At 55.6% G+C, this 23,160-nt stretch carries 20 protein-coding genes; 7 read left to right on the top strand and 13 right to left on the bottom strand.

The window, feature by feature from the left end; translation table 11 throughout:
- The first annotated feature begins 4 nt into the window (after window positions 1-4).
- Window positions 5-1,627 carry an MFS transporter gene (locus ACI7MX_RS06315; protein ID WP_405584028.1) on the top strand — a complete coding sequence of 541 codons (1,623 nt, stop codon included), beginning with the start codon at window positions 5-7 and terminating at the stop codon, window positions 1,625-1,627.
- A 331-nt stretch (window positions 1,628-1,958) separates the two neighbouring features.
- Here the strand turns inward: ACI7MX_RS06315 and ACI7MX_RS06310 are convergent, their stop codons facing one another.
- The 4 genes from ACI7MX_RS06310 to glyQ all read right to left on the bottom strand — a co-directional run bounded on the left by ACI7MX_RS06310 (window position 1,959) and on the right by glyQ (window position 6,357).
- Window positions 1,959-2,729: a lysophospholipid acyltransferase family protein gene (locus tag ACI7MX_RS06310; protein ID WP_405584031.1), complete on the bottom strand. Its 771-nt coding sequence runs from the start codon at window positions 2,727-2,729 to the stop codon at window positions 1,959-1,961.
- Between the two features lie 79 nt (window positions 2,730-2,808).
- Window positions 2,809-3,348 (bottom strand): D-glycero-beta-D-manno-heptose 1,7-bisphosphate 7-phosphatase, encoded by a 540-nt coding sequence (gene gmhB, locus ACI7MX_RS06305; protein ID WP_405584619.1) that lies wholly within the window; start codon window positions 3,346-3,348, stop codon window positions 2,809-2,811.
- A 4-nt stretch (window positions 3,349-3,352) separates the two neighbouring features.
- Window positions 3,353-5,407 carry a glycine--tRNA ligase subunit beta gene (gene glyS / locus ACI7MX_RS06300; RefSeq protein ID WP_405584034.1) on the bottom strand — a complete coding sequence of 685 codons (2,055 nt, stop codon included), beginning with the start codon at window positions 5,405-5,407 and terminating at the stop codon, window positions 3,353-3,355.
- Window positions 5,404-6,357 carry a glycine--tRNA ligase subunit alpha gene (gene glyQ / locus ACI7MX_RS06295; RefSeq protein WP_019828634.1) on the bottom strand — a complete coding sequence of 318 codons (954 nt, stop codon included), beginning with the start codon at window positions 6,355-6,357 and terminating at the stop codon, window positions 5,404-5,406. Before glyQ ends, glyS begins: the two co-directional genes overlap by 4 nt.
- Window positions 6,358-6,438: 81 nt before the next feature.
- On the opposite strand from glyQ, the gene ACI7MX_RS06290 reads away from it, so the two are divergent.
- A complete protein-coding gene (locus ACI7MX_RS06290) occupies window positions 6,439-6,996 on the top strand; it encodes a DNA-3-methyladenine glycosylase I (RefSeq protein WP_314487944.1) in 558 nt (185 codons plus the stop codon).
- Window positions 6,997-7,158: 162 nt separating this feature from the next.
- The gene (locus ACI7MX_RS06285; protein WP_122783491.1) at window positions 7,159-8,046 is read left to right on the top strand and encodes a lysophospholipid acyltransferase; all 888 of its coding nucleotides are present in this window, start codon (window positions 7,159-7,161) and stop codon (window positions 8,044-8,046) included.
- A 4-nt stretch (window positions 8,047-8,050) separates the two neighbouring features.
- Here the strand turns inward: ACI7MX_RS06285 and ACI7MX_RS06280 are convergent, their stop codons facing one another.
- From ACI7MX_RS06280 to ACI7MX_RS06250, 7 genes are all read right to left on the bottom strand, one after another.
- Window positions 8,051-8,695: a methionine ABC transporter permease gene (locus tag ACI7MX_RS06280; RefSeq protein WP_314487949.1), complete on the bottom strand. Its 645-nt coding sequence runs from the start codon at window positions 8,693-8,695 to the stop codon at window positions 8,051-8,053.
- Entirely contained in the window at window positions 8,685-9,806 is a 1,122-nt protein-coding gene (locus tag ACI7MX_RS06275; protein WP_405584040.1) for a methionine ABC transporter ATP-binding protein, read from the bottom strand. The genes ACI7MX_RS06280 and ACI7MX_RS06275 overlap by 11 nt, the downstream gene beginning before the upstream one ends.
- A 2-nt stretch (window positions 9,807-9,808) precedes the next feature.
- Window positions 9,809-10,618, bottom strand: a complete 810-nt coding sequence (locus tag ACI7MX_RS06270; protein WP_314487955.1) for a MetQ/NlpA family ABC transporter substrate-binding protein — start codon at window positions 10,616-10,618, stop codon at window positions 9,809-9,811.
- 29 nt (window positions 10,619-10,647) lie between these two features.
- A complete protein-coding gene (locus ACI7MX_RS06265) occupies window positions 10,648-12,009 on the bottom strand; it encodes an LLM class flavin-dependent oxidoreductase (protein ID WP_405584044.1) in 1,362 nt (453 codons plus the stop codon).
- A complete protein-coding gene (locus tag ACI7MX_RS06260; RefSeq protein WP_405584046.1) occupies window positions 12,009-13,205 on the bottom strand; it encodes an SfnB family sulfur acquisition oxidoreductase in 1,197 nt (398 codons plus the stop codon). Before ACI7MX_RS06260 ends, ACI7MX_RS06265 begins: the two co-directional genes overlap by 1 nt.
- 17 nt (window positions 13,206-13,222) lie before the next feature.
- Window positions 13,223-14,464: an SfnB family sulfur acquisition oxidoreductase gene (locus ACI7MX_RS06255; RefSeq protein WP_405584049.1), complete on the bottom strand. Its 1,242-nt coding sequence runs from the start codon at window positions 14,462-14,464 to the stop codon at window positions 13,223-13,225.
- Window positions 14,465-14,678: 214 nt separating this feature from the next.
- A complete protein-coding gene (locus tag ACI7MX_RS06250; protein WP_314487966.1) occupies window positions 14,679-15,443 on the bottom strand; it encodes a hypothetical protein in 765 nt (254 codons plus the stop codon).
- Between the two features lie 532 nt (window positions 15,444-15,975).
- On the opposite strand from ACI7MX_RS06250, the gene ACI7MX_RS06245 reads away from it, so the two are divergent.
- A complete protein-coding gene (locus ACI7MX_RS06245; protein WP_314487969.1) occupies window positions 15,976-16,908 on the top strand; it encodes an SdiA-regulated domain-containing protein in 933 nt (310 codons plus the stop codon).
- Between the two features lie 90 nt (window positions 16,909-16,998).
- Window positions 16,999-17,904, top strand: coding sequence for an SdiA-regulated domain-containing protein (locus ACI7MX_RS06240; protein WP_405584052.1), 906 nt, complete (start codon window positions 16,999-17,001; stop codon window positions 17,902-17,904).
- Window positions 17,905-17,975: 71 nt separating this feature from the next.
- Here ACI7MX_RS06240 and polA read toward each other — a convergent pair whose 3' ends face one another.
- Window positions 17,976-20,744: a DNA polymerase I gene (gene polA / locus ACI7MX_RS06235; RefSeq protein ID WP_405584055.1), complete on the bottom strand. Its 2,769-nt coding sequence runs from the start codon at window positions 20,742-20,744 to the stop codon at window positions 17,976-17,978.
- 74 nt (window positions 20,745-20,818) lie between these two features.
- On the opposite strand from polA, the gene ACI7MX_RS06230 reads away from it, so the two are divergent.
- Window positions 20,819-21,094: a DUF2782 domain-containing protein gene (locus tag ACI7MX_RS06230; RefSeq protein ID WP_314487978.1), complete on the top strand. Its 276-nt coding sequence runs from the start codon at window positions 20,819-20,821 to the stop codon at window positions 21,092-21,094.
- Window positions 21,095-21,151: 57 nt separating this feature from the next.
- Entirely contained in the window at window positions 21,152-22,102 is a 951-nt protein-coding gene (locus tag ACI7MX_RS06225) for a homoserine kinase (protein WP_405584058.1), read from the top strand.
- Between the two features lie 121 nt (window positions 22,103-22,223).
- Here the strand turns inward: ACI7MX_RS06225 and znuA are convergent, their stop codons facing one another.
- Window positions 22,224-23,144, bottom strand: a complete 921-nt coding sequence (gene znuA, locus ACI7MX_RS06220) for a zinc ABC transporter substrate-binding protein ZnuA (protein WP_405584061.1) — start codon at window positions 23,142-23,144, stop codon at window positions 22,224-22,226.
- Window positions 23,145-23,160 lie beyond the last annotated feature (16 nt).

The raw sequence follows: 23,160 nt of genomic DNA, 5'->3' as shown, positions 1-23,160 counted from the left end.
GAATATGTCGGACTCACTTGCACAAACCGCCGCTCCCGCCAAGGGAACAACAGGGCGTGAAGAACGTAAGATTATTTTTGCGTCATCACTCGGGACCGTTTTCGAGTGGTATGACTTTTTCTTGTATGGCGCCTTGGCCACGGTCCTGAGCAAGCAGTTTTTTGCCGGGGTGAATGACACCACTGCGTTTATCTTTGCTTTGATGGCTTTTGCAGCCGGTTTTTTGGTGCGCCCATTCGGCGCGTTGGTCTTTGGCCGATTGGGCGACATGATCGGGCGAAAATACACCTTCCTCATGACCATCATACTGATGGGCTTATCGACCTTTGCTGTCGGCTTGCTGCCGACCTACACCAGCATCGGCATCGCAGCACCGATCATGCTGGTGCTGCTGCGCATGCTTCAAGGGTTAGCGCTGGGCGGTGAATATGGCGGGGCCGCAACGTACGTGGCCGAACACGCTGCCCCTGGCAAGCGCGGTTTTAATACCAGCTGGATTCAATCGACCGCGACCCTGGGCTTGCTGCTGTCGTTGGTGGTCGTGCTGAGCTGCCGCTATCTCACGGGTGATCAGTTTGAAGTCTGGGGCTGGCGACTGCCGTTCCTGCTGTCCATCGTTCTGCTGGGCATCTCGACCTGGATTCGCATGAGCATGCACGAGTCGCCTGCTTTCGCAAAAATGAAGGCTGAAGGTAAAACCAGCAAATCGCCAATTCGTGAATCGTTCGGCAAATGGGAAAATCTGAAAATTGTGCTGATCGCGCTGTTCGGCATAAACGCAGGCCAAGCCGTGACCTTCTATACGGCGCAGTTCTACGTGCTCTTTTTCCTGACGCAGATGCTCAAGATGGACCCGGCCCAGGCCAACATGCTGCTGATTATCAGCGTGGTGATTGGTGCGCCTTTCTTCATCTTCTTCGGCTGGCTGGCTGACCGCGTAGGACGCAAGCCCATTCTGATGTTGGGCCTGTTACTGGCCACCGTACTTTACTTCCCGCTGTTCAAAGCCTTGAGCCACTACGCCAACCCGCAGATTGATGCTGCCAGCCGCCAGTCACCGATTGTGGTGATGGCCGACCCGTCGACCTGCACCTTCCAGTTCGACCCGGTGGGTAAAGCGCGTTTTGACAGCCCGTGCGACAAGGTCAAAACCTTCCTGGTGAAACAGGGTCTGCCTTACACCTCGGAGTCCGCCCCTGCGGGCACTAATGTTCAAGTGTCGGTGGGTGAGCAACAGATCACAGGGTTCGATGAAGCGGCCATGCGCGCTGCTATTACCGCTGCTGGCTACCCGGCCAAAGCCGACCCGAGCACCGTGAATCAGCCGATGGTGGTGCTGATAATGCTGCTGCTGACGATCATCGCCTGCATGACTTACGGTCCGTTGGCGGCGGTCATGGTTGAACTGTTCCCGACCCGCATCCGTTATACCTCCATGTCCCTGCCCTACCACATCGGTAACGGCTGGTTTGGCGGATTCCTGCCGACGGTATCATTTGCGCTGGTGGTCTTCACCGGGGATATCTTCTACGGGCTGTGGTACCCGGTGGTCATCACTGGCGTGAGCTTGGTGGTGGGGATGCTGTTTCTCAAGGAAACCAAAAACGTGAATATTGATAAAGTTTGAGATAACGGCGGTTTACGCACCCAAAATGATAAATGCCCTTTTAGAGGGGGCTTGGCGCCTGATTCAACCTGATCGATGGGGTAGATACATAGATTTCCGTACCTGCAATCGGTGCCCTCTCCCTCCGGGAGAGGGCCAGTAGAGGTAGACAAAGATAAGGAATGTCACAGGCAAAAAAACCGACTGAAAAGTCGGTTTTTTTATGGCTCGTAAAAAACTTATGCACGGTTTTCGCTAAAAAGGAATATCAATAAATTAGCTTATAAATCATTAGCTTACGTATATTTTTTGAGCGAAATAAAAAACTTGCGCACACGTTATCCACAATTATTCAGATGACCGCTGTTTCTTCCGGAGCAGCTACAGGCGGCAATGAACCCATGGCTCGTTGAGCATTTTCATTCCAGGCTTGGACCCGGTCATTCAGCTCGGCGATTGCTCGCGGCCCTGTGCCGTTGGCGTACATAGGCTGACCAATCACCAGCTCAATGGTCCCAGGCTTTTTAGCCCAACCCGTCTTGGGCCAAAACTTGCCCGCGTTGTGAGCAATCGGCAGTACCGGCAAATCAGCATTGACCGCCAGAGCTGTACCGCCGCGGGAAAACTTGCCGATCTGTCCATAGGGAACACGAGTGCCTTCAGGGAAGATCAGCACCCAAATATTGTCCTTAAGTAGCTCATCACCTTTTTTGGCGATGTGCTTGAGCGCAGCCTTCGGGTTTTCACGGTCGATGGCGATCGGACGCAGCATCGCCATTGCCCAGCCAAAAAACGGCACGTACAGCAACTCGCGCTTAAGCACCTGGCTCAACGGCTGAAAGTAAGCCGAGAGAAAAAATGTCTCCCAGGTACTTTGATGGTTGGCCAAAATGACACAAGGGCGCTCAGGAATGTTTTCAGCACCGGAGACCTTGACGTTGATGCCTAGAAACACCCGGGTCAGCCATAGCGCACACCGGCACCAATACACGTTGATAAACCGATAACGCGCACGAAAGGGCAGAAAGGGGGCGACAAAAAAGCTCAGCGAGCACCACAACAAAGAACTGGTACCCAACAGCAGGTAAAAGAAAAAAGTTCTGATGGCCTGCAGGATCGACATAGCGACTTTTACCGTTGCTGACTAAAACCTGCCCGAACAAGGCCTGCACTCACGAGGCAGGCCATGGTTCAAAGCGGCTTTATTTGTTGATAAGTTCTGCGGCGACTGCCGCCAGATCGTCAAATACTAGAGTATTAACCGGAAATACTTTGGCTAAAGTTTGTAGGCCTTTTCCGGTTTTTACCAAAACTGGCTGAGAATCGACGGCCTCTGCAGCCTGCAAGTCACCTAAACTGTCGCCCACGAACCAACATCCGGTCAAATCGGCACCGTAATGCGCGGCGATGGTGCGCAACATGCCAGGCTTGGGCTTGCGGCAGTCACACCCCTGATTAGGGCCGTGAGGGCAGTAAACAATGAGCCCGACTTCACCACCCTGCTCCGCCACTAACGCACGTAAACGAGCGTGCATGGCGTCGAGCGTGGCGACATCGTAGTAGCCGCGAGCAATGCCGGACTGGTTAGTGGCAATCGCCACCGTCCAGCCGGCCTTGCTCAACTGCGCAATGGCCTCGATCGCGCCGGGAAGTGGAATCCACTCCTCAACTGACTTGATGTAAGCGTCGGAGTCGTAATTGATCACTCCGTCCCGATCGAGAATCAGCAGTTTCAACAGCAGCCCCTTAGCCCAGCAGCGAAATATCGGCAACACCGAGGAACAAGCCGCGCAGACGTGCCAGCAAGGCGTAACGGTTTGCCCGCACGCTCGGGTCTTCTGCGTTGATCATGACCGCCTCGAAGAACGCATCCACGGGTTCGCGCAGCGAGGCCAGACGGGTCAGCGCTTCGTTGTATTGGCGAGCAGCAGCCATTGGCTGTACGGCTTCGTCAGCTTTCTGAATGGCCGAGAACAAGGAGAACTCGCTGGCATTGTCGAAGTAGCGCGCTTCAACGTGAGTTGAAACCGTCCCCTCAACTTTGCTCAGCAAGTTAGAAACGCGTTTGTTCACCGCTGCCAGTGCTTCAGCTTCCGGCAATTGACGGAAGGCTTGAACGGCCTGCACGCGCTGGTCGAAGTCCAATGCCGAGGCAGGATTGAGTGCACGTACCGAGAGGTAAGTGGCCACATCCACGCCTTCGTCTTCATAACGCGCACGCAAGCGATCGAAGATGAATTCCAGCACTTGATCCGCCAGGCCGGCTGGTTTGATCTTGGCCCCGAATGCGCTCACGGCGAATTTCACGGCGTCGGTCAGGTCGAGGTCGAGTTTTTTGTCGATCAGGATGCGCAAGATACCCAGCGCCGCACGACGCAGTGCGTACGGGTCTTTGCTGCCGGTTGGCAACATGCCGATGCCGAAAATGCCCACCAGTGTGTCGAGTTTGTCAGCGATAGCCACCGCAGCGCCCGTCAGGGTGCTTGGCAACTCCGCGCCAGCGCCACGCGGCATGTACTGCTCGTTCAACGCCAAGGCAACGTCTTCTGGCTCGCCGTCGTTCAGTGCGTAGTAGTAACCGGCAATACCTTGCATTTCCGGGAACTCGCCAACCATTTCAGTGGCCAGGTCGCACTTGGACAGCAACCCTGCACGGGCTGCGCGTTGTGCGTCGCCGCCAATACGCGCTGCGATAAACGCAGCCAGTTTGGACACGCGCTCGGCTTTGTCATAAACGCTGCCCAGTTGCGCCTGGAACACCACGTTTTTCAGGCGCTCGTTGAAACTTTCGAGCTTCTGTTTTTTGTCTTGCTTGAAGAAGAACTCAGCATCGGTCAGGCGCGGACGCACCACTTTTTCATTACCGGAAATGATCTGCTGCGGGTCTTTGCTTTCGATGTTGGCCACGGTGATGAAGCGCGGCAGCAACTTGCCTTCAGCGTCCAGCAGGCAGAAATATTTCTGGTTGTCCTGCATGGTGGTGATCAGGGCTTCTTGCGGTACATCCAGGAAGCGCTCTTCAAACGAGCACACCAGCGGTACGGGCCACTCAACCAACGCCGTCACTTCGTCAAGCAGTGCAGACGGAACGATTGCGGTACCTTCCTGCAAGGTCGCCAGCTCTTCTACACGCTTGGCAATCAGCTCGCGACGCTCAAAGAAATCGGCCAGCACGTAAGCTTTACGCAGGTCTTCTGCGTAGTTGGCTGGCGCGCTGATGCGCACATTTTCCGGGTGGTGGAAGCGGTGACCACGGGATTCACGACCGGATTTTTGCGCGAGGATCGTGCAATCGATCACTTCGTCGCCTAACAACATGACCAGCCATTGGGTCGGACGCACGAACTCAACCTTACGCGCACCCCAGCGCATGCGCTTGGGAATCGGCAGGTCGTTCAGGGAATCTTCGACAATGGTCGGCAACAGGCTGGCGGTCGGCTTGCCGACGATCACTTGGCTGAAGCGCAGTTTTGGGCCGCTCTGATCGATTTCGCTCAGTTCAACGCCGCACTTTTTGGCAAAGCCAAGGGCGGCTTGGGTCGGATTGCCCTCTGCATCGAACGCTGCCTGTCGTGGCGGGCCGTCGATGTTGATGCTGCGGTCCGGTTGCTGGGTTTCGAGCTGGGTTAGCAGCACGGCCAGACGACGGGGTGCCGCGTAGACTTTTTTAGCACTGAATTTCACCCCAGCGCTTTGCAGGCCTTTTTCAATCCCGGCCAGAAAAGCGTCAGCCAAGGTGTTAAGGGCTTTTGGCGGCAGTTCTTCAGTGCCCAGTTCAACCAGAAAATCTAGAGCACTCATTGTGCAGCCTCCAACTTAGCCAACACTTCATCACGCAAATCGGGTGGAGCCATCGGGAAGCCCAGCTTGGCGCGTGCTTCAAGATAGGCTTGAGCGACCGCGCGCGCCAAAGTACGCACACGCAGGATGTATTGCTGACGGGCCGTCACGGATATGGCGCGACGGGCATCCAGCAAGTTGAAGGTGTGCGAGGCCTTGAGGACCATTTCGTAGCTTGGCAACGGCAGCGGCTGGTCGAGTTCGATCAGGCGCTTGGCTTCGCTTTCATAGAAATCGAAGAGCTCGAACAGTTTGTCGACGTTGGCGTGTTCAAAGTTGTAAGTCGACTGCTCGACTTCGTTTTGGTGGAACACATCGCCATACGTCACTTTGCCGAACGGGCCGTCAGTCCAGACCAGGTCGTAGACGGAGTCGACACCTTGCAGGTACATCGCCAAACGCTCAAGACCGTAGGTGATTTCGCCGGTTACGGGGTAGCACTCAATGCCGCCAACCTGCTGGAAGTAAGTGAATTGCGTGACTTCCATACCGTTGAGCCAGATTTCCCAGCCCAGACCCCAAGCGCCCAGTGTCGGCGATTCCCAGTTGTCTTCGACGAAACGGATGTCGTGCACCAGCGGATCGAGACCGATGTGTTTCAGCGAGCCCAGATACAGCTCCTGAAAGTTAGGCGGATTCGGCTTGAGAACCACCTGAAACTGGTAGTAATGCTGCAAACGGTTCGGGTTTTCGCCGTAGCGGCCGTCAGTCGGGCGACGACTGGGCTGCACATAAGCGGCGTTCCAGGTTTCTGGGCCCAGGGAGCGCAAAAACGTGGCGGTATGGAAAGTGCCGGCGCCCACTTCCATATCGTAGGGCTGAAGCACCACACAACCTTGCTCGGCCCAGTATTGCTGGAGGGCGAGGATCAAGTCTTGGAAGGTACGCACTGCTGGCGTAGGCTGGCTCACAAATTCACCTGTTTCTTGGGCTGCGATTTAAAGAGCGGGAGTATACCCGATTCGGTCGCGCCTCCACCTCTTGGAGCCTTTATGGCACGTTGTTTCTGGTGTTCGGATGACCCCTTGTATGTGGCCTATCATGATCAAGAGTGGGGCGTGCCGCTGCGCGATGCGCATGGGTTGTTCGAGTTGTTATTGCTCGAAGGGTTCCAGGCGGGTCTGTCATGGATCACGGTTTTAAAGAAACGTGAGCACTATCGCAAGGTCATGTTCGGCTTTGATGTGCAGCGCCTGGCAGTCATGAGCGATGCCGAAATTGAGGTGTTGCTGCAGGATCCGGGGATCATTCGCAACCGTCTCAAAGTAACCGGAGCCCGCCGCAATGCCCAAGTCTGGCTGGCGCTGGAAGATCCGGTGGCGTTTCTGTGGTCATTCGTGGGCGGGACACCCAAGATCAATCACTTCACCGAACGTGAAGAGTTCCCGGCAGTGACGCCCGAGGCTGAGGCCATGAGCAAAGCGCTTAAAAAAGCCGGATTCACGTTCGTCGGGCCGACTATTTGTTATGCCTTTATGCAAGCCAGCGGCATGGTCATGGACCACGCCACCACATGCGACCGCTACGCTGAGCTGTCCAAAGGCGGGTAGAATGCGGGAAATGTGCTGACCCGAAATTTTGTAGCCGCTGCCGCAGGCTGCGATGGGTTGCGTAGCGACCCCGCTTATTTAAATTAAAGCGAAGGTCCTGCGGCCCTTATTGCAGCCTGCGGCAGCGGCTACACAATGACGTTACTTGTGAGAGATCTGTCTGTGGAAAAGTTTAAAGGCGCCCTGCTGGTCGGGGCTTTACGATTGTTTGCCATGCTGCCTTGGGGCGCCGTGCAACGTGTCGGCTCAGCCATCGGCTGGCTGATGTGGAAGCTGCCCAATCGCTCACGCGAGGTGGTGCGCATCAATCTGGCTAAATGCTTTCCGGAAATGGACCCAGTCGCCCGTGAGCAACTGGTAGGACAAAGTCTTAAAGACATCGGTAAAAGCCTGACCGAGAGCGCGTGCGCATGGATCTGGCCGGCTCAGCGTTCAATTGACCTGGTGCGCGAGGTCGAAGGCCTCGATGTTCTCAAAGAGGCACTGGCCTCGGGCAAGGGCGTGGTGGGAATCACCAGTCATTTGGGCAACTGGGAAGTGCTTAATCACTTTTATTGCAGCCAGTGCAAGCCAATCATCTTTTACCGCCCGCCCAAGCTCAAGGCTGTAGACGAACTGCTTCAAAAGCAGCGCGTTCAGTTAGGTAACCGTGTCGCAGCGTCTACCAAAGAAGGCATCTTGAGTGTCATCAAAGAGGTGCGCAAAGGGGGCCAGGTGGGCATACCGGCAGACCCTGAACCCGCAGAGTCGGCCGGTATTTTTGTGCCCTTTCTGGGCACCATGGCGCTCACCAGCAAATTTGTGCCAAACATGCTGGCAGGCGGTAAAGCCGTAGGCGTTTTCCTGCATGCCTTACGCCTGCCCGACGGCTCCGGTTTCAAAGTGATTCTTGAAGCGGCACCCGAAGAGATGTACAGCACCGACACGGCAACCGCCTGCGCAGCGATGAGCAAAGTGGTGGAGAAATATGTGCGGGCCTATCCGAGCCAGTACATGTGGAGCATGAAGCGCTTCAAAAAGCGTCCGCCAGGCGAAGCGCGCTGGTACTGATACGTCAGCGCTTGTTGAGTACCCGGGCTAAACGGTCGCCGCCGAGCTGAATCACGGCGACCAGCACCACCAGCAGAACGATCACGGTGAGCATCACTTGCGTGTCAAAACGTTGATAACCGTAGCGATAGGCAATGTCGCCCAGGCCTCCGGCACCAATCGCTCCAGCCATGGCTGATGAGTTGATCATCGTCACCAACGTGATAGTGAAGCCACCGACGATGCCCGGCAACGCTTCAGGCAACAGCACATGCCAGATGATGTGATGGCGTTTGCAGCCCATGGCCTGTGCGGCTTCGATCAAGCCATGGTCCACTTCGCGCAGACTGACTTCGGCGATGCGTGCGAAGAACGGTGTTGCGGCGATGGTCAGGGGAACAACGGCCGCCCAAACGCCATAGGTTGTACCGACAATCAAGCGAGTGAAAGGGATCAACGCCACCATCAGAATCAGAAAAGGAATTGAGCGAAATAAATTCACAAAGGCGCCCAGTGCTTTGTTCAGCGCGGGTGCCTGGTAAATGCCTCCCTTGTCACTGGTGACCAGGATCACCGCCAGTGGAATGCCCAGAACCAATGCAATCAGCGACGACACCCCGACCATCAGAAACGTGTCGATCACCCCTTGCCATAAACGATCAAACCCCATAACCCACCACCTCGACGTGTTGTGCCCAGTGCTCGGCGCGCTGGCGTAACTGGACTGCGCTCAAGGCTGTGCTGCTCACACTGAGCAACAGCTGGCCCAGCGCATGCCCCTGAATGTGTTCAACGCCACCGTGCAGCAGACGAACCTGCCCGCCAAGTGCGCTGAACAACGCCCCTAAATCAGGCTCCTGGACTTGGTTGCCGGTAAAGCGAAGGCGCAATATCACAGGCGACTTTGCCGAAATCGGCTGTGCTGTAATGCGCCCATGCAACGCTTCGGGCAGGCTGTCTTGCAATGGTGCGAGCAGGGTTTTGCTGACCGCGTGCTGTGGGTCTCCAAACACCTGCCACACAGGACCTTGCTCTACGATCTGTCCCTGTTCGAGTACCACCACGCGGTGGCAAATATCGCGAATGACCGCCATCTCATGGGTGATCAAAATGATGGTCAGGCCCAGCCGCTGATTGATCTCACGCAGCAGGCCGAGAATCGACTGGGTAGTTTCCGGGTCGAGGGCCGAGGTGGCCTCATCACAGAGCAAAATCGACGGGTCATGTACCAGAGCCCTTGCAATGCCGACGCGCTGTTTTTGCCCTCCAGACAACTGCGCCGGATAGGCCGTGTGTTTGCCCTGTAACCCCACCAGTTCGAGCAGTTCGCGCACTTTCTGTTCGCGCTGAAGTTTGGGCACGCCCGCCACCTTGAGCGGTAATTCAACGTTCTGCCACACCGTTTTGGCTGACATCAGGTTGAAGTGCTGAAAGATCATGCCGGTCTGACGGCGCAAGGCGACCAACGTGTTCTCATCGAAGTCGCTGATGTCGATCTGATCAATCAGCACCCGGCCGCTGCTGGGCTGTTCAAGGCGGTTGATGGTGCGGATTAACGAGGATTTACCCGCCCCGCTACGGCCAATAATCCCGAAGATTTCGCCGCGCGCAATGGTCAGGTCAATGCCTTTGAGGGCGTTGACCGGCCCTTGCCGACCTTCATAGATTTTGCCCACGTTAATAAAGCGCACGTGCGCGCTACTCAGTTGCGGGTGCAACTCGGTGGGGTTCGCATCGGCTGGCACCGGTTCGAGCCGCTCGCGAGCAATAGCCACACTCATGGTTAACCTCCCCAACCGGCTTGGTACAGGGTGCCGTAGGTTTTATCCAGCGAGGCTTTGACGACGGGCGAGTGCTGATAAATATCGATGAACTTGGCCAAACGCGGGTCGTCTTTGTTTTGTGGCTGGATCACAAACTGAATCACGTATTCAGGATGATCGATGCCATCGAACAACAAAGCGGACTCGGCATCAAAGGTTTTGGACAGGCGAATATAGGCCGGATAACCCTGTACCAGATCGGCATCGTCATACGCACGAACCAGCTGTACGGCTTCCACCTGGAGGATATTGAGCTTCTTCGGGTTGGCGATGATGTCTTCTTCAGTGGCTTTATAGCCGACACCGGGCTTGAGGGTAATCAGCCCGGCCTTGGCCAGCAGCTGCAAACCGCGGCCACTGTTGATCGGATCGTTAGCAATGGCGACAGTGGCGCCTTGTGGTAAAGCATCAATGCTTTTGTATTTTTTTGAATACAAACCCACGTTGTTGATCACGCCTTTTGCGTAGGGCACCAGATTAAAGCCAGCGGCTGCGTTGGCATTTTCCAGAAACGGAATGTGCTGGAAATAGTTCACGTCTATATCGCCACTGGCGAGGCTGACGTTGGGGGCGATCCAGTCGGTGAATTCCACCAGCTCGACCTTCAGGCCTTGTTTATCGGCTTCGGCCACTGCTGTTTCCAGCGGGATGGCAAAGGCCGCCGTGGTGCCTACCTTGAGCGGCGCCGTATCGGCGAAAGCCAGACCGCTAAACAAGCCGAGTGCCACAACCAGTGCTTTGACTGGGTGGGTGAGGTACTTTTTATTCATGGTTGGATTCCAGTCAATGCTAAAACGAATTACGCGTGGTGTCTGAATGCGGCGCCGGTATGCCGCTCGGGCAAGTGTGCGTCGCCCTCAACAAACAGCTTTTGCCGCAGACTGCCGGTGTCGTACGCCGTTTTGTAGGACCCCCGGCGTTGCAACTCAGGCACCACCAGGTCGATAAAGTCGATGTAACTTTGTGGCGTGACGATGCGGGTCAAATTGAAGCCATCGAGGCCGGTTTCCGAAATCCATGATTCCAGTTCGTCAGCGACCTGCTCCGGGGAACCCACCAGGGTCATGTAACGCCCGCCGAGTGCGTGTTGCTCTAACAAGTTGCGGCGCGTCCAGTCGTTGTTTTGCAGCATTTTGGTCGCCGACTGAATGGCATTGTTTTTCACGTACTGAATTGGCTCATCCAGCTCATAGTCGGCAAAGTCGATGCCGGTGGAGCTGGAAAAGTGCGCCACACCGGCTTCGGCGCTGGCGTAGCTCAAATATTCATCGCGCTTGGCCAAGGCTTCTCTTTCGGTGGGGGCAACGATGACGTTAAGGCCCATAAACACTTTGATGTCATCCGGGTTACGGCCCGCCGCAACAGCGCTGGCGCGTACGTTATCGACCTGTGCTTTGGTGGCCGCCTTGGTTTGCCCGCTGATAAACACACATTCGGCATGACGTCCGGCAAACGTCAGGCCGCGCTCTGAACTGCCGGCTTGAAACAATACGGGTGTGCGTTGAGGTGATGGCTCGCACAAGTGATACCCCTCAACCTGGTAGAACTCACCCGCGTGTTTGACCTTGTGCACTTTGTCGGGTTGGGCGTAGATGCGTTGTACCGGATCATTAAGAACCGCGTCGTTTTCCCAGCTCCCTTCCCACAGTTTGTAGAGCACCTCGAGGTATTCATCGGCCTGGTCGTAGCGCCTGTCGTGTTCGACTTGCTCAGTCAGGCCCATGGCCTTGGCGGCGCTGTCCAGATAGCCGGTGACGATGTTCCAGCCCACCCGGCCCCGGCTTAGGTGGTCAAGGGTCGACATGCGGCGTGCAAATAAATAGGGGGGTTCGTAGGTCAAGTTAGCCGTCAGGCCAAAGCCTAGGTTTTTGGTGACGGCCGCCATGGCCGACACCAGCAACAGCGGATCGTTGACCGGCAACTGAATGGACTCTTTGAGCGGAACATCAACCGATTGTTGATAAACGTCATACACGCCCACGATGTCGGCAATAAAGAGCCCATCAAAGAGTCCGCGTTCCAGTAGCTGCGCCAGCTCGGTCCAGTATTCCAGCGTGTTGAATTGCGTGGACGTGTCCTTAGGATGAGTCCACATGCCGTGGTTGATATGACCAATGCAGTTCATGTTGAAGGCGTTGATCAAAATTTTCTTTTTGCTCATCAGATCGTCCCCCGCAGCGGTGGATTTTCGCCATTGAGGTAGAAATTACCCACAGCGTGGTACTTCCAGCGCACAGGGTCATGCAGGGTGTGCACACGTGCGTTGCGCCAGTGACGATCAAGGCCGTATTCGGCGAGAGTCGCTTGGCTGCCGGCCAGTTCAAAGAGTGTGCTACCGGCTGCCAGAGATATTTCGGTGCTCAGGGCACGCACTTCGGCGACGGCGATGGACGCTTCGGCCACGGTCTCGGCGGTGGGGTTGGCCTGCGCCGTGTCGAGGTATTCGCCTGCACGCTCCAGCAGCGCTTCTGCTGCGTGTAGACGCACGCTCAAATGGCCGAAACTTTTAAGGGTCAGGGGATCTTCGCTGGCGATGTCGGTTGTGGCGTCGATCCATGGCCGGGTTTTAGTGCGGACAAAGTGCAGCGAATCTTCAAAAGCCGCACGCGCAATTCCGGTATCGATGGCCGCGTGCAGAATCTGGGCGAGCGGGCCGACGGGCGTCGGGCGTTCGAAAGCAGTCTGAAAAGGGATCACGTCTTCACGAGCCACAAACACGTTGTCGAACACCACTGAGCCGCTGCCCGTGGTGCGTTGACCAAATCCGCTCCAGTCATCGATGACGTTCAACCCTTCGTTGTCGCGCCTTACAAAGGCCAGCAGGTGAACGCCGTGGTCATCCACGACTGAGGTCGGGATGCGGTGCGCATAGAGCGCCCCGGTGGCGTAGAACTTCCTGCCATTGATGCGGTAACCGGTTTCAGCGTTGACCAGATGAGTGGTGCGCTCGTGCGCAGTTTTAGTCCCCAGCTCTGCCAGGGCGTTGCCGAAGCGTTGGCCAGCCAATACCTCCGCGTAAAGGCGTTGTTTTTGCGTTTCTGAGCCGTTGACCCGAAGGACTTCGAGTGCATAAAAATGATTTTGTGGGATTTGCCCCAAAGAGGCATCTGCTGCGGCGATCAGCGCCACGACCTGCGCCAGTGTGACATTGGAAACGCCCGCGCCACCGTAGGCCTTGGGCACCGTAATGCCCCACAGGCCGGTGCGGGAAAAGAGTTCAAGTTCATCATGGGGCAGGCGCCGCTCGCGATCACGAACAACGCTTTCGCGTTTGAAATGGGCCGCTAGCTCACGGGCTACATTAAGGGCCTCGGCATCGCTACGGATGACGGGAACCTGTTTGGATATCAGTGTCATGAGGATAGGCTCCGAGTTCAGATCCAGGAATGCCGGGCAGGCAACGTACCGTTGAGGCGATAGGCGCCTATGGCGTGATACTTCCAGCGCACCGGATCGTGGAGGGTGTGAACCCGGGCATTGCGCCAGTGCCTGTCCAAGTTGAATTCGGCAAGGCTGGCGCGGCTTCCGGCCAGCTCGAAAAGCTTTTCACTGGCCAGCAACGACACTTCAGTGCTCAGCACTTTGGCTTCGGCGACGGCAATCGAGGCGCGAGCGGCAGCCTGCGCATCAATCGGGGCTGCACTGACCTGATCGAGCACGCGCCCTGCTTTGTGCAGCAGCGCTTGGGCGGCGTGAAGCTCAATCTTCAACTTGCCGATGTCGGCAATGACATAAGGGTCATCGCTGTTGCGTTCGACGTTAGCATCGATCCAGGGACGGGAACGCTCGCGCACAAAGCTCACCGTGTCATCGATGGCGCCGCGAGCGATGCCAAGGTCTATGGCCGCCTGAATCAATTGCGAGACGGCACCTTGAATATTTGGGGTTTCGTTCAGTCGCCAGTTATCAATGACCAGCTCAGCATCGACCCGTACGTTGTTGAGGAGCACGGTGCCGCTGGCGGTGGTGCGCTGGCCAAAACCGGACCAGTCATCAACCACGCGCAGGCCCCGTGTGCCGCGACGAACAAAGGCCATTACTTGCTTGCCGTCATCATTGAGCGCTTTGACGGCTATCCAGTGGGCGAACAGTGAGCCCGTTGAGTAAAACTTCTGGCCATTGATCACGAAATCATCGCCATCGGCGGTGATGCGTGCTTTTAAATCGAGGGTGTTTTTGCTGCCTCGCTCCGGCCCTGCATTGGCAATTCGCCAGCCGCTGAGAACGTGGCTGAATAGCTGTTCTTTTTGCGTATGCGTGGCGGTGCTGGCAATCAGATTGAGGATACCCACCTGATTTTGAGGAATTTGCCCCAGCGCCGGGTCGGCAGCCGAGATGATGGCAAAGACTTCGGCCAAGGTGACGAACGAGACCTCTAGTCCACCAAATTCGCGGGGGATGGAAATACTGCCCAAGCCGCAGCGGGTGAATTGTTCGATCAGAGACCACGGTAGCTTTCGCTGCTGGTCTCGCTTAGCTGCGTGTTCCCGTGCAGCGTTTGCCAGATCATGAGCCGCTTGAAGGGCGTCGTTGTCCGTGCGCAGGTGATGCGCTTCGAGCAACAAGGGGGCGACATCCAGGTCGCTTTGCAGATGTGCATCGGCCAAGTTAGACATTAGTACTGCTCCTTGGCTGCACTCAATGCCCTGGCGTTATGCACAAGGGTGATTGTTTTACGGGCCATACCTACCTCACGTTTTACTGGAGCGCCGCTTGCGCGGCGCGGATACAAAGCAAGAGAGTCCGGTGGCCCGGTGTATATACCCTAAGTGATTATAAAAATTAAAAGAACTAACTTTTAGGAATATGCATAGATGATTAGCTGTCGCCCTAACTGCGCCAATTGGGTCGCGGCTCTGCTGCCTGCAGCACTTCGCGCGGTGCAGGGTTCACGTAGTATTTATTGGCACCGATTTTGAGCGTTCGGGCGGGAGCCCAGCGAGAGTTATTGCCCACGCGGTCAATCACACAATAAGTGACTTCCAGTTTTGGGTCTTCCCCGGCTTCTTGAATGATCTGGGGTGGCACGAATACGCTGATGGGCTGGTCAACATCGGCCTTGCGCAGCTTGGGCAGGTCCATTCGCACATCCCCCCAAAGCAGGGTGATTTCATCGTCAACGGCCATGTTGCGATAGGGCTCGATGCTAACGGGTACCCCGCGTTTCATCTGACTGGGGTTTACCCCATAGCGCTGAATGGGTTCCGGGATCATTAAAGGCGCCAGACCCTGGTTTTCTTCGCCGATGGCATGCCCGCCGGGACAATCCAGCTTGATCAGGACTTTAAGTTGTGCAGAAAGAGCCGGGCTACTGCCTATATGCATGACGCGATAATAAAGTCGTGCTGTACCGTTTTGAATAAAACTTTCGGGCACTCTAAGGGCCACAGGCTGACCAATATCGGCCTTGGAAATTTGTTGCGATGTAACATAACAGCCGTCCCAGAAGAGTTCGATTAAATCACCCTCCTCCATATTTATATACGGTGCTATATGAATAAATAATTGTTCGGCCGCGCGTGCACAAATAGTGTGTTTTCCAGTATTGGAAAGAGTCGGTGCCGCTAACTTATTAACATGGGATGTGAAGGGCATTGATTAGAGTTCCTGTCGTGCTGATGGGTAACGGGCCGCGTCTGTACAGGTTTCACACGATGTGAAGAAGGCTGGTGTCGCCCGGCCGAGTCATTTAGATCAAATGCCGGGCGAGCATCTCTTAAGTGATGTTTTAAATTTCTTTATACGGTTTGGCCAGTTGTGCTTATTAGATAAGAGGCTCTTCGCATGAGTGTCAAGCCGGGAGGGTCTGAATATAAATGTCGTCGCTTGATTCAGACGATTCCTACTGGGTTAGTGCTTTAAGATTTTTAGGTAGAGAGAGTTAACCAAAAAACTATATATATCTAGAGGCGATATGTGTGCCAGATAGAAGTACAGTGCCGTCTTAAACTGAGCAGTCGATGCGTTTTGCCAGTCTTGCCTCAGGTCGCCTTCAATTGCGGCTTGGGCTTTGAACGTTGGATTTTTACGATTTATTTCACATCTTGATTGGCATAATACGTGCGCGAGGCAGTCCAGCTCGCTATGAGTACTCAGTAGTTGTCTCATTTCCCGGATGATCATTCAAATGGCAGTAAACCCACAGCAAACCCCTCCCGTGCGCCGATCCATGCGCCCTAACCTGCGTTGGTATCACTGGTTTTTTTTGCTGGGTGCAGTGGTCTATGGGGTCGCGTTCATCATGCACTGGGATGACCGTGGAGCGTTGTGGGTACTTGAGCGCTTTGAAAGCACGTCTGAGCAAAAAGAAAGCGTGTGGTTGCCTGACTATGTCACGGTGATTGATGCCAAAACGTTGCCGGGCATGGAAAAAGACGAGGCGTCTGATCTGGCTTATAACCCGCTGACTAAAACCCTGTTTTCAGTCATGGGTAAAAACCCGTTTCTGGTGGAGTTGAGCCTTGAGGGTGAGGTACTTCGTAAAATGCCTTTAGTGGGCTGGAGTAACCCTGAAGGCTTAACGGTCATGGAAAACGGTCTGCTGGCCATTGTCGATGAGCGTGATCACATGCTGAGCATCGTCAACGTCGATGCAAACACCAAGACGTTGAATATTGCTGATTTCCCAAAGTACGATTTAGGCCCTTCGAAAAACCAGAACAAAGCCTTTGAGGCCATTGCCTGGGACCCGCGACGCCAGCAGTTAATCCTCGGTGAAGAGCGACCGCCCCAATTGTTTGTGTGGAAAAGCAATGGCAGTCAGGTGCTCACCGGAGAGAAGCAGAAATTGCCCAGCGATGAACTGGACCTACGCAATCTTTCAGCGTTGAGCGTTGACCCGAGAACCGGCCACTTGCTGGTGTTGTCGGCGGACTCTCATATGTTGCTTGAGCTTGATGAGCTGGGTGAGCAGGTGAGTTTCATGACGTTGCTGCGCGGTTTCAATGGTTTGAAAGACACTATCCCGCGTTCAGAAGGTGTGGCGATTGATGAGCACGGCACCTTGTATATGGTGAGTGAGCCCAACCTGTTTTATCGCTTCGAGAAGAAGGCCAAGTAACTGGGAGATACAGGTGGGTTTAAACGGTTAAGGTTGAATTCAGGCTATCGTGATATTTATCGTCTCTGATCTGATTAAGAGTTCGACCCCATGCGCCGTACACGTCCTCTGGTTATTTGTTTAATGCTGGTGGCCATCCTGGTTGCTGGCTCTGTTGCACAACATTTTCGTCTATTCGAGCGCACGTGGTTTCAAATCAGTCTGCTGTGGCAGCCCACTGATCCTGCGGCGATCAACTTGGGTCAGTATCGTGCCGTCTTGCAAGGCAAGAAAATTGACGGCCTTGAAGACGATGTGTCCGCTTTGACTTACGACCCGCTGCGCAAAAGCTTGTTTACGGTCACCAACCAGAAAAGTGAACTGGTGGAGTTGGCCCTGGATGGCCGGATTTTACGCCGTATCGCATTGGTTGGTTTTGGTGATGCTGAGGCGGTGGAGTTTATTGGCCCCAACACCTATGTCATTACTGACGAACGTCAACAGCGGCTGATCAAAGTGACCATTGATGACACCACACGTGAGCTTAATGCCGGTCAAGCCGAACAATTGACACTGGGGATCAACCAGTCGGGGAACAAAGGCTTTGAGGGGTTGGCGTATGACTCAGCGGGCAAGCGTTTATTCGTGGCCAAAGAGCGCGACCCGATGCTGATATACGAAGTGCGTGGCTTCCCCCATGACAACCCTCAACAACCTTATGCCACCCATGTGGTGAGCAACCCGCGACGAGATGCCCGTTTGTTTGTGCGGGACCTGTCGAGCTTGCAATTCGATGAGCGCAGTGGCCATTTATTAGCGTTATCAGATGAGTCCAAGTTGTTACTTGAGCTCAATCTGGACGGGCGGCCGATCAGCACGCTGTCGCTGAAAAAAGGCAGGCATGGCTTGGAGAAATCAGTGCCCCAGGCTGAAGGCGTTGCGATGGACGAGGACGGGACGGTGTATGTAGTGAGTGAGCCGAACCTGTTTTACGTGTTCAAAAAGCCTAAAGAATAGTGAGTGGATACTCTGTTGCCGATCGAGCGGCAACAGAGTATCAACAAGGTCAGCGCAAAACTGAATTTGGCTTAGTGCGCCTCATCCCAGTTGTTGCCCACGCCCACTTCAACCACCAGCGGTACGTCCAGTGTTGCCGCTTTGCTCATGTGGCTACGCACTTCTTCGCGTACCTGATCCACCAGGTCTTCGCGCACTTCCAGTACCAGTTCATCGTGTACTTGCAAGATGACGCGGGCATCAATGCCTGAGGCCGTCAGCCAGTTATCCACAGACACCATGGCCTTCTTGATGATGTCGGCCGCAGTGCCCTGCATCGGAGCGTTGATTGCGGTTCGTTCCGCACCTTTGCGCAGCGCCGGGTTTTTTGCGTTGATGTCCGGCAGGTACAAGCGACGACCAAAGATGGTCTCGACATAACCCTGCTCGGCGGCTTGGGTGCGCGTGCGCTCCATGTAGTCCAGTACACCCGGATAACGAGCGAAATAACGGTCGATATAGGCTTGTGACTGTTTACGGTCGACGCCAATTTGCTTGGCCAGGCCAAACGCGCTCATGCCATAGATCAAACCAAAGTTAATGGCCTTGGCGCTGCGGCGCTGATCAGTGGTGACCTCGTTCAGCTCAACCCCGAAAACCTCAGCGGCCGTTGCACTGTGCACGTCCAGGTTATTACGGAAGGCGTTCAGTAAACCGGGGTCCTTGGCTAAATGCGCCATGATCCGCAGTTCAATTTGCGAGTAGTCTGCCGCCAGCAATTTGTAGCCTTTAGGGGCGATGAATGCCTGGCGAATCCGGCGCCCTTCCGCCGTACGAATCGGAATGTTCTGCAAGTTTGGATCGCTGGAGGACAAGCGGCCTGTCGCGGTGACTGCCTGATGGTAAGACGTGTGAATCCGGCCTGTGCGCGGATTGATCTGCTCTGGCAATCGGTCGGTGTAAGTGCTTTTCAGCTTGCTCATCGAACGGTACTGCATCAGCACCTTGGGCAGCGGGTAATCCTGCTCGGCCAATTCGGCGAGCACCGCTTCAGCGGTAGACGGTTGCCCTTTGGCTGTCTTGCTGAGGATTGGCAGCCCCAACTTCTCGTACAGGATCACACCCAATTGCTTGGGTGAGCTGAGATTGAATTCTTCGCCGGCAATGGCAAAAGCCTCACGTTCCAGTGCGACCATCTTATCGCCCAGCTCAACGCTCTGAATGCCCAGCAGGTTGGCATCCACCAGCGCGCCCTGACGCTCGATACGCGCCAGTACCGGCACCAGCGGCATCTCGATATCGGTCAAAACCGTGTTAAGGCTTGGAATTGCCGTCAACTTTTCATGCAGTACGTGGTGCAGACGCAGGGTGACATCGGCATCTTCAGCCGCGTACGGGCCGGCCTGCTCCAGTGAAATCTGGTCAAAGGTCAGTTGCTTGGCACCCTTGCCGGCAATGTCCTGAAAGCTGGTGGTGCCATGGCCCAGGTATTTGAGCGCCAGGCTGTCCATGTCGTGCCGCGTGGCTGTCGAGTCGAGTACGTAAGATTCGAGCATGGTGTCGAAGGCAACGCCCTGTACCATGATTGCGCAGGCCTGATCACCACCAATGGCGCAGTTGGCCAGAATATTGATGTCGAACTTGGCGTGCTGACCGACCTTGGCTTTGCTCGGATCTTCCAGGATGGGTTTGAGTGCGCGCAGTACCGTGTCGCGATCCAGTTGTTCCGGCACTCCCATATACGAGTGGGTCAACGGAATGTAGGCCGCTTCACCCGGCTTCACGGCAAATGACAGACCAACCAATTGTGCTTGTTGAGCATCCAGACCGGTGGTTTCGGTATCAAAAGCAATCAGCGTCGCGTCACTGAGTTTCTTGAGCCAAACCTCAAAACGCGCTTGATCAAGGATGGTTTCGTACTGCGATTCCGTCTCTGCCGAGACCGCTGGCGCTTCATGAACAATCACCTGACCGGCACGCTTGGCCTCACGCTCGACTTCAGCGATCCAGCTTTTGAATTCCAGTTCGGTGTACAACTCGATCAGTTTTTCGCAGTCGGGCTCTTTGAGGTGCAAGTCTTCCAGGCCGATATCCAGTGGCACATCGATTTTGATCGTGGCCAGTTGATACGACAGAAAGGCCATTTCACGATGTTCTTCGAGCTTGGCCGGCAGGTTTTTAGCGCCGCGGATTGGCAAGGTCGGCACGATATCGAGTTTTTCGTACAGGTCGACCAGGCCACCACCGACGCCCACCAGCAAGCCAGAAGCGGTCTTTGGGCCAATGCCGGGGACGCCCGGAATGTTATCCGACGAGTCGCCCATCAACGCGAGGTAATCGATGATCTGCTCAGGTGAGACGCCAAATTTCTCTTTAACGCCCTCAACGTCGAGGGTGCTGCCGGTCATGGTATTGACCAGCGTAATGTGGCCATCGACCAGTTGCGCCATGTCCTTGTCGCCGGTCGAGATCACCACCGGGCGGTCTGCGGCAGCGCTGCTGCGGGCGAGTGTGCCGATAACGTCATCAGCCTCAACGCCTTCAACGCACAACAACGGGAAGCCCAGCGCGATCACGCTGGCGTGTAAAGGCTCGATCTGAACCCGCATGTCATCAGGCATGCTTGGGCGATTAGCCTTATATTCGGCGTACATGTCATCGCGAAATGTCCCGCCCTTGGCATCGAACACCACGGCAAACGGGCTGTCCGGATACTGTTTGCGCAGGCTTTTGAGCATGTTCAACACGCCCTTCACGGCACCCGTCGGCATACCTTTGGAGGTAGTCAGCGGCGGCAGTGCGTGGAAAGCGCGGTAGAGATATGAAGAACCGTCCACCAGGACGAGGGGTGCTTGGCTCATGAGCAGGATCAACCTTTTCGGCGAGTCCGGCGCTAGAATGTCCGGACCAATGACGACAAAGGGACAAGGTTATCATGCGTACACTTAATCGACTGTTGCTGACCGGTTTGTTTGCACTCGCTCCGCTGTTAACCTTTGCAGCCGATGATCCAGAAGTCACGATTCGCACGGAAGGCGATAAAACCATTCAGGAATACCGTCAAAACGGTTTCCTCTATGCCATCAAGGTCACCCCAAAAGGAGCGCCGCCGTACTTTTTAGTGCGTGCTGATGGTACTGATGCCAATTTCATCCGTTCCGACCAGCCGGATATGCTGATTCCTTCGTGGAAAATTTTCGAATGGAAGTAGCGTCTTAACTTTAATTGGCGCCGCCTTAACGCGGCGCCCGTACTGGCAATCTAAATCATGTCTGTATTCACGCCACTGACTCGTCCTGAGTTGGAAACCTTCCTTGCGCCTTACAATCTCGGCCGCCTGCTCGATTTCCAGGGGATTGCCGCAGGTAGCGAAAACACCAACTATTTCATCAGCCTTGAGCAGGGTGAGTATGTTCTGACACTGGTTGAGCGCGGGCCCGTCAAAGAGATGCCGTTCTTCATTGAGCTGCTGGACGTGCTGCATGACGCTGACTTGCCCGTACCTTTCGCTTTACGCACCGTGGACGGTCAGGCCCTGCGCGAACTCAAAGGCAAGCCGGCATTGTTGCAACCGCGTCTGGCAGGCAAACACATTCGTGACGCCAATGCGCAGCATTGCGCGCAGGTGGGCGAGCTGCTGGGGCATTTGCATCTGGCCACTCGCGACAATGTGCTGGAGCGCAATACGGATCGAGGTCTGGACTGGATGCTGACCGAAGGCCCGGCGCTGAAAGCCGATCTGGAGCCCGCGGCCGCCGAGCTGCTGCAAAAGGCGCTGGATGAAATGACGGCGCGCCACGCACAGATCATGGCCCTGCCCCGTGCCAACCTGCACGGCGACCTGTTTCGCGATAACGCGATGTTCGAAGGGACGCATCTCACAGGCCTGATCGACTTTTACAACGCCTGCTCCGGACCGATGCTGTACGACGTCGCGATTGCGTTGAATGATTGGTGCGCCGACGAACACGGCCAGATCGATGCGCCACGTGCTCGCGCCTTGCTGGGAGCTTATGCAGCACTGCGCCCATTCACCGCCAGCGAAGCCGAGCTGTGGCCAACCATGTTGCGTGTTGCCTGCGTCCGCTTCTGGCTGTCACGCCTGATCGCCGCGCATACGTTTGCCGGTCAGGATGTGCTGATTCATGATCCGCGAGAATTTGAAATACGCTTGGCAGCGCATCAGGCAGTCAAGATTCAACTGCCGTTCGCGCTGTAAACCTAGGCTGTTTAGCCGCTGCCGCAGGCTGCGTTAAGGGCCTCAGGCCCTTCGCTGTGCATTCGGAAACGGGGGTCGCTGCGCAACCCATCGAAGTCTGCGACAGCGGCTACGGGACTTATTACAAGCTTTCCAGGCAGCCTGCCAAGTCGTTGCCCAGTTTTTCCAGCAATTGCTCGTAACCTTGTGCGGTGGCCTCGGTGTAGCCACCCAATGCATCCAGCTCCGCCAACTTCACCGGCAAGCCGGCGGTCAAGGTTTCAGCCAGACGTGGGCGCAATGGCGGGTCACTGAATACACACGTCTTGCCTGCTTCCTGCAATCGCTTGCGCATGGCCGCAACGTGCTGTGCCCCCGGCTGTACTTCTGATGCCACGCTAAACGTGCCTGCATGTTGAAGGCCGTAGGCGCTTTCGAAGTAGTCGTAGCCTTCATGAAAGACAAAAAACGGTTTGCCGGCAATCCCGGCCAAACGTGTTCTGAGGCGCGCATCCAGAGCATCCAGACGCTGATTGAAGACCTTGAGGTTGCTTTGATATTTGGCAGCGTTGGCGGGATCTAGCTGGCTCAGATCGGCCGCCATCTTTGCTGCGATCACTCGGGCATTGTCAGGTGCCAGCCACAAGTGCGCATCTAGAGTGCCCGGACGATGATCGTGGTCATGCTCGGCGGCATCTTCTGCGTGAGAGTGGCTATCTTCGGCAAAATGACGCAGCTTGAGCTCTGGCAGGGTTTGCACGGATACAGAGGGTTTTGTGCGCGTTTTGATCACGCGCGGCAGGAACCCTTCCATGTCCGGGCCGATCCAATAGAGCAAATCGGCCTTTTGTACGCGCCGTACGTCGGATGGACGCAGGGCGTAGTTATGCGGCGATGCATTAGGCGGCAGAAGCACTTCAGGTTTACCCACACCCTCCTGTACCGCTGTGGCAATCAGCTGCAAAGGCTTGATGCTGGTGAGCACGGTTACCTCGGCCTGAGCCGGGCTTACCACCAGTAAACTGGCGGACAAAGCAATAAAAATCGCAAAAAGACGGGGCACGATGATCACTCAGAGT

It is taken from the genome of Pseudomonas sp. 2024-210 (genome assembly GCF_045062345.1).
Lineage (GTDB): Bacteria > Pseudomonadota > Gammaproteobacteria > Pseudomonadales > Pseudomonadaceae > Aquipseudomonas.
This window is presented reverse-complemented; position numbering and strand designations above follow the sequence as displayed.

What these genes read in the sequence shown, in the direction of transcription:
- ACI7MX_RS06315 (WP_405584028.1), top strand. Translation starts at nt 5, where the DNA reads ATGTCGGACTCACTTGCACAAACCGCCGCTCCCGCCAAGGGAACAACA.
- ACI7MX_RS06310 (WP_405584031.1), bottom strand. Translation starts at nt 2,729, where the DNA reads ATGTCGATCCTGCAGGCCATCAGAACTTTTTTCTTTTACCTGCTGTTG.
- glyS (WP_405584034.1), bottom strand. Translation starts at nt 5,407, where the DNA reads ATGAGTGCTCTAGATTTTCTGGTTGAACTGGGCACTGAAGAACTGCCG.
- ACI7MX_RS06290 (WP_314487944.1), top strand. Translation starts at nt 6,439, where the DNA reads ATGGCACGTTGTTTCTGGTGTTCGGATGACCCCTTGTATGTGGCCTAT.
- ACI7MX_RS06280 (WP_314487949.1), bottom strand. Translation starts at nt 8,695, where the DNA reads ATGGGGTTTGATCGTTTATGGCAAGGGGTGATCGACACGTTTCTGATG.
- ACI7MX_RS06275 (WP_405584040.1), bottom strand. Translation starts at nt 9,806, where the DNA reads ATGAGTGTGGCTATTGCTCGCGAGCGGCTCGAACCGGTGCCAGCCGAT.
- ACI7MX_RS06270 (WP_314487955.1), bottom strand. Translation starts at nt 10,618, where the DNA reads ATGAATAAAAAGTACCTCACCCACCCAGTCAAAGCACTGGTTGTGGCA.
- ACI7MX_RS06265 (WP_405584044.1), bottom strand. Translation starts at nt 12,009, where the DNA reads ATGAGCAAAAAGAAAATTTTGATCAACGCCTTCAACATGAACTGCATT.
- ACI7MX_RS06260 (WP_405584046.1), bottom strand. Translation starts at nt 13,205, where the DNA reads ATGACACTGATATCCAAACAGGTTCCCGTCATCCGTAGCGATGCCGAG.
- ACI7MX_RS06255 (WP_405584049.1), bottom strand. Translation starts at nt 14,464, where the DNA reads ATGTCTAACTTGGCCGATGCACATCTGCAAAGCGACCTGGATGTCGCC.
- ACI7MX_RS06250 (WP_314487966.1), bottom strand. Translation starts at nt 15,443, where the DNA reads ATGCCCTTCACATCCCATGTTAATAAGTTAGCGGCACCGACTCTTTCC.
- ACI7MX_RS06245 (WP_314487969.1), top strand. Translation starts at nt 15,976, where the DNA reads ATGGCAGTAAACCCACAGCAAACCCCTCCCGTGCGCCGATCCATGCGC.
- ACI7MX_RS06240 (WP_405584052.1), top strand. Translation starts at nt 16,999, where the DNA reads ATGCGCCGTACACGTCCTCTGGTTATTTGTTTAATGCTGGTGGCCATC.
- polA (WP_405584055.1), bottom strand. Translation starts at nt 20,744, where the DNA reads ATGAGCCAAGCACCCCTCGTCCTGGTGGACGGTTCTTCATATCTCTAC.
- ACI7MX_RS06230 (WP_314487978.1), top strand. Translation starts at nt 20,819, where the DNA reads ATGCGTACACTTAATCGACTGTTGCTGACCGGTTTGTTTGCACTCGCT.
- ACI7MX_RS06225 (WP_405584058.1), top strand. Translation starts at nt 21,152, where the DNA reads ATGTCTGTATTCACGCCACTGACTCGTCCTGAGTTGGAAACCTTCCTT.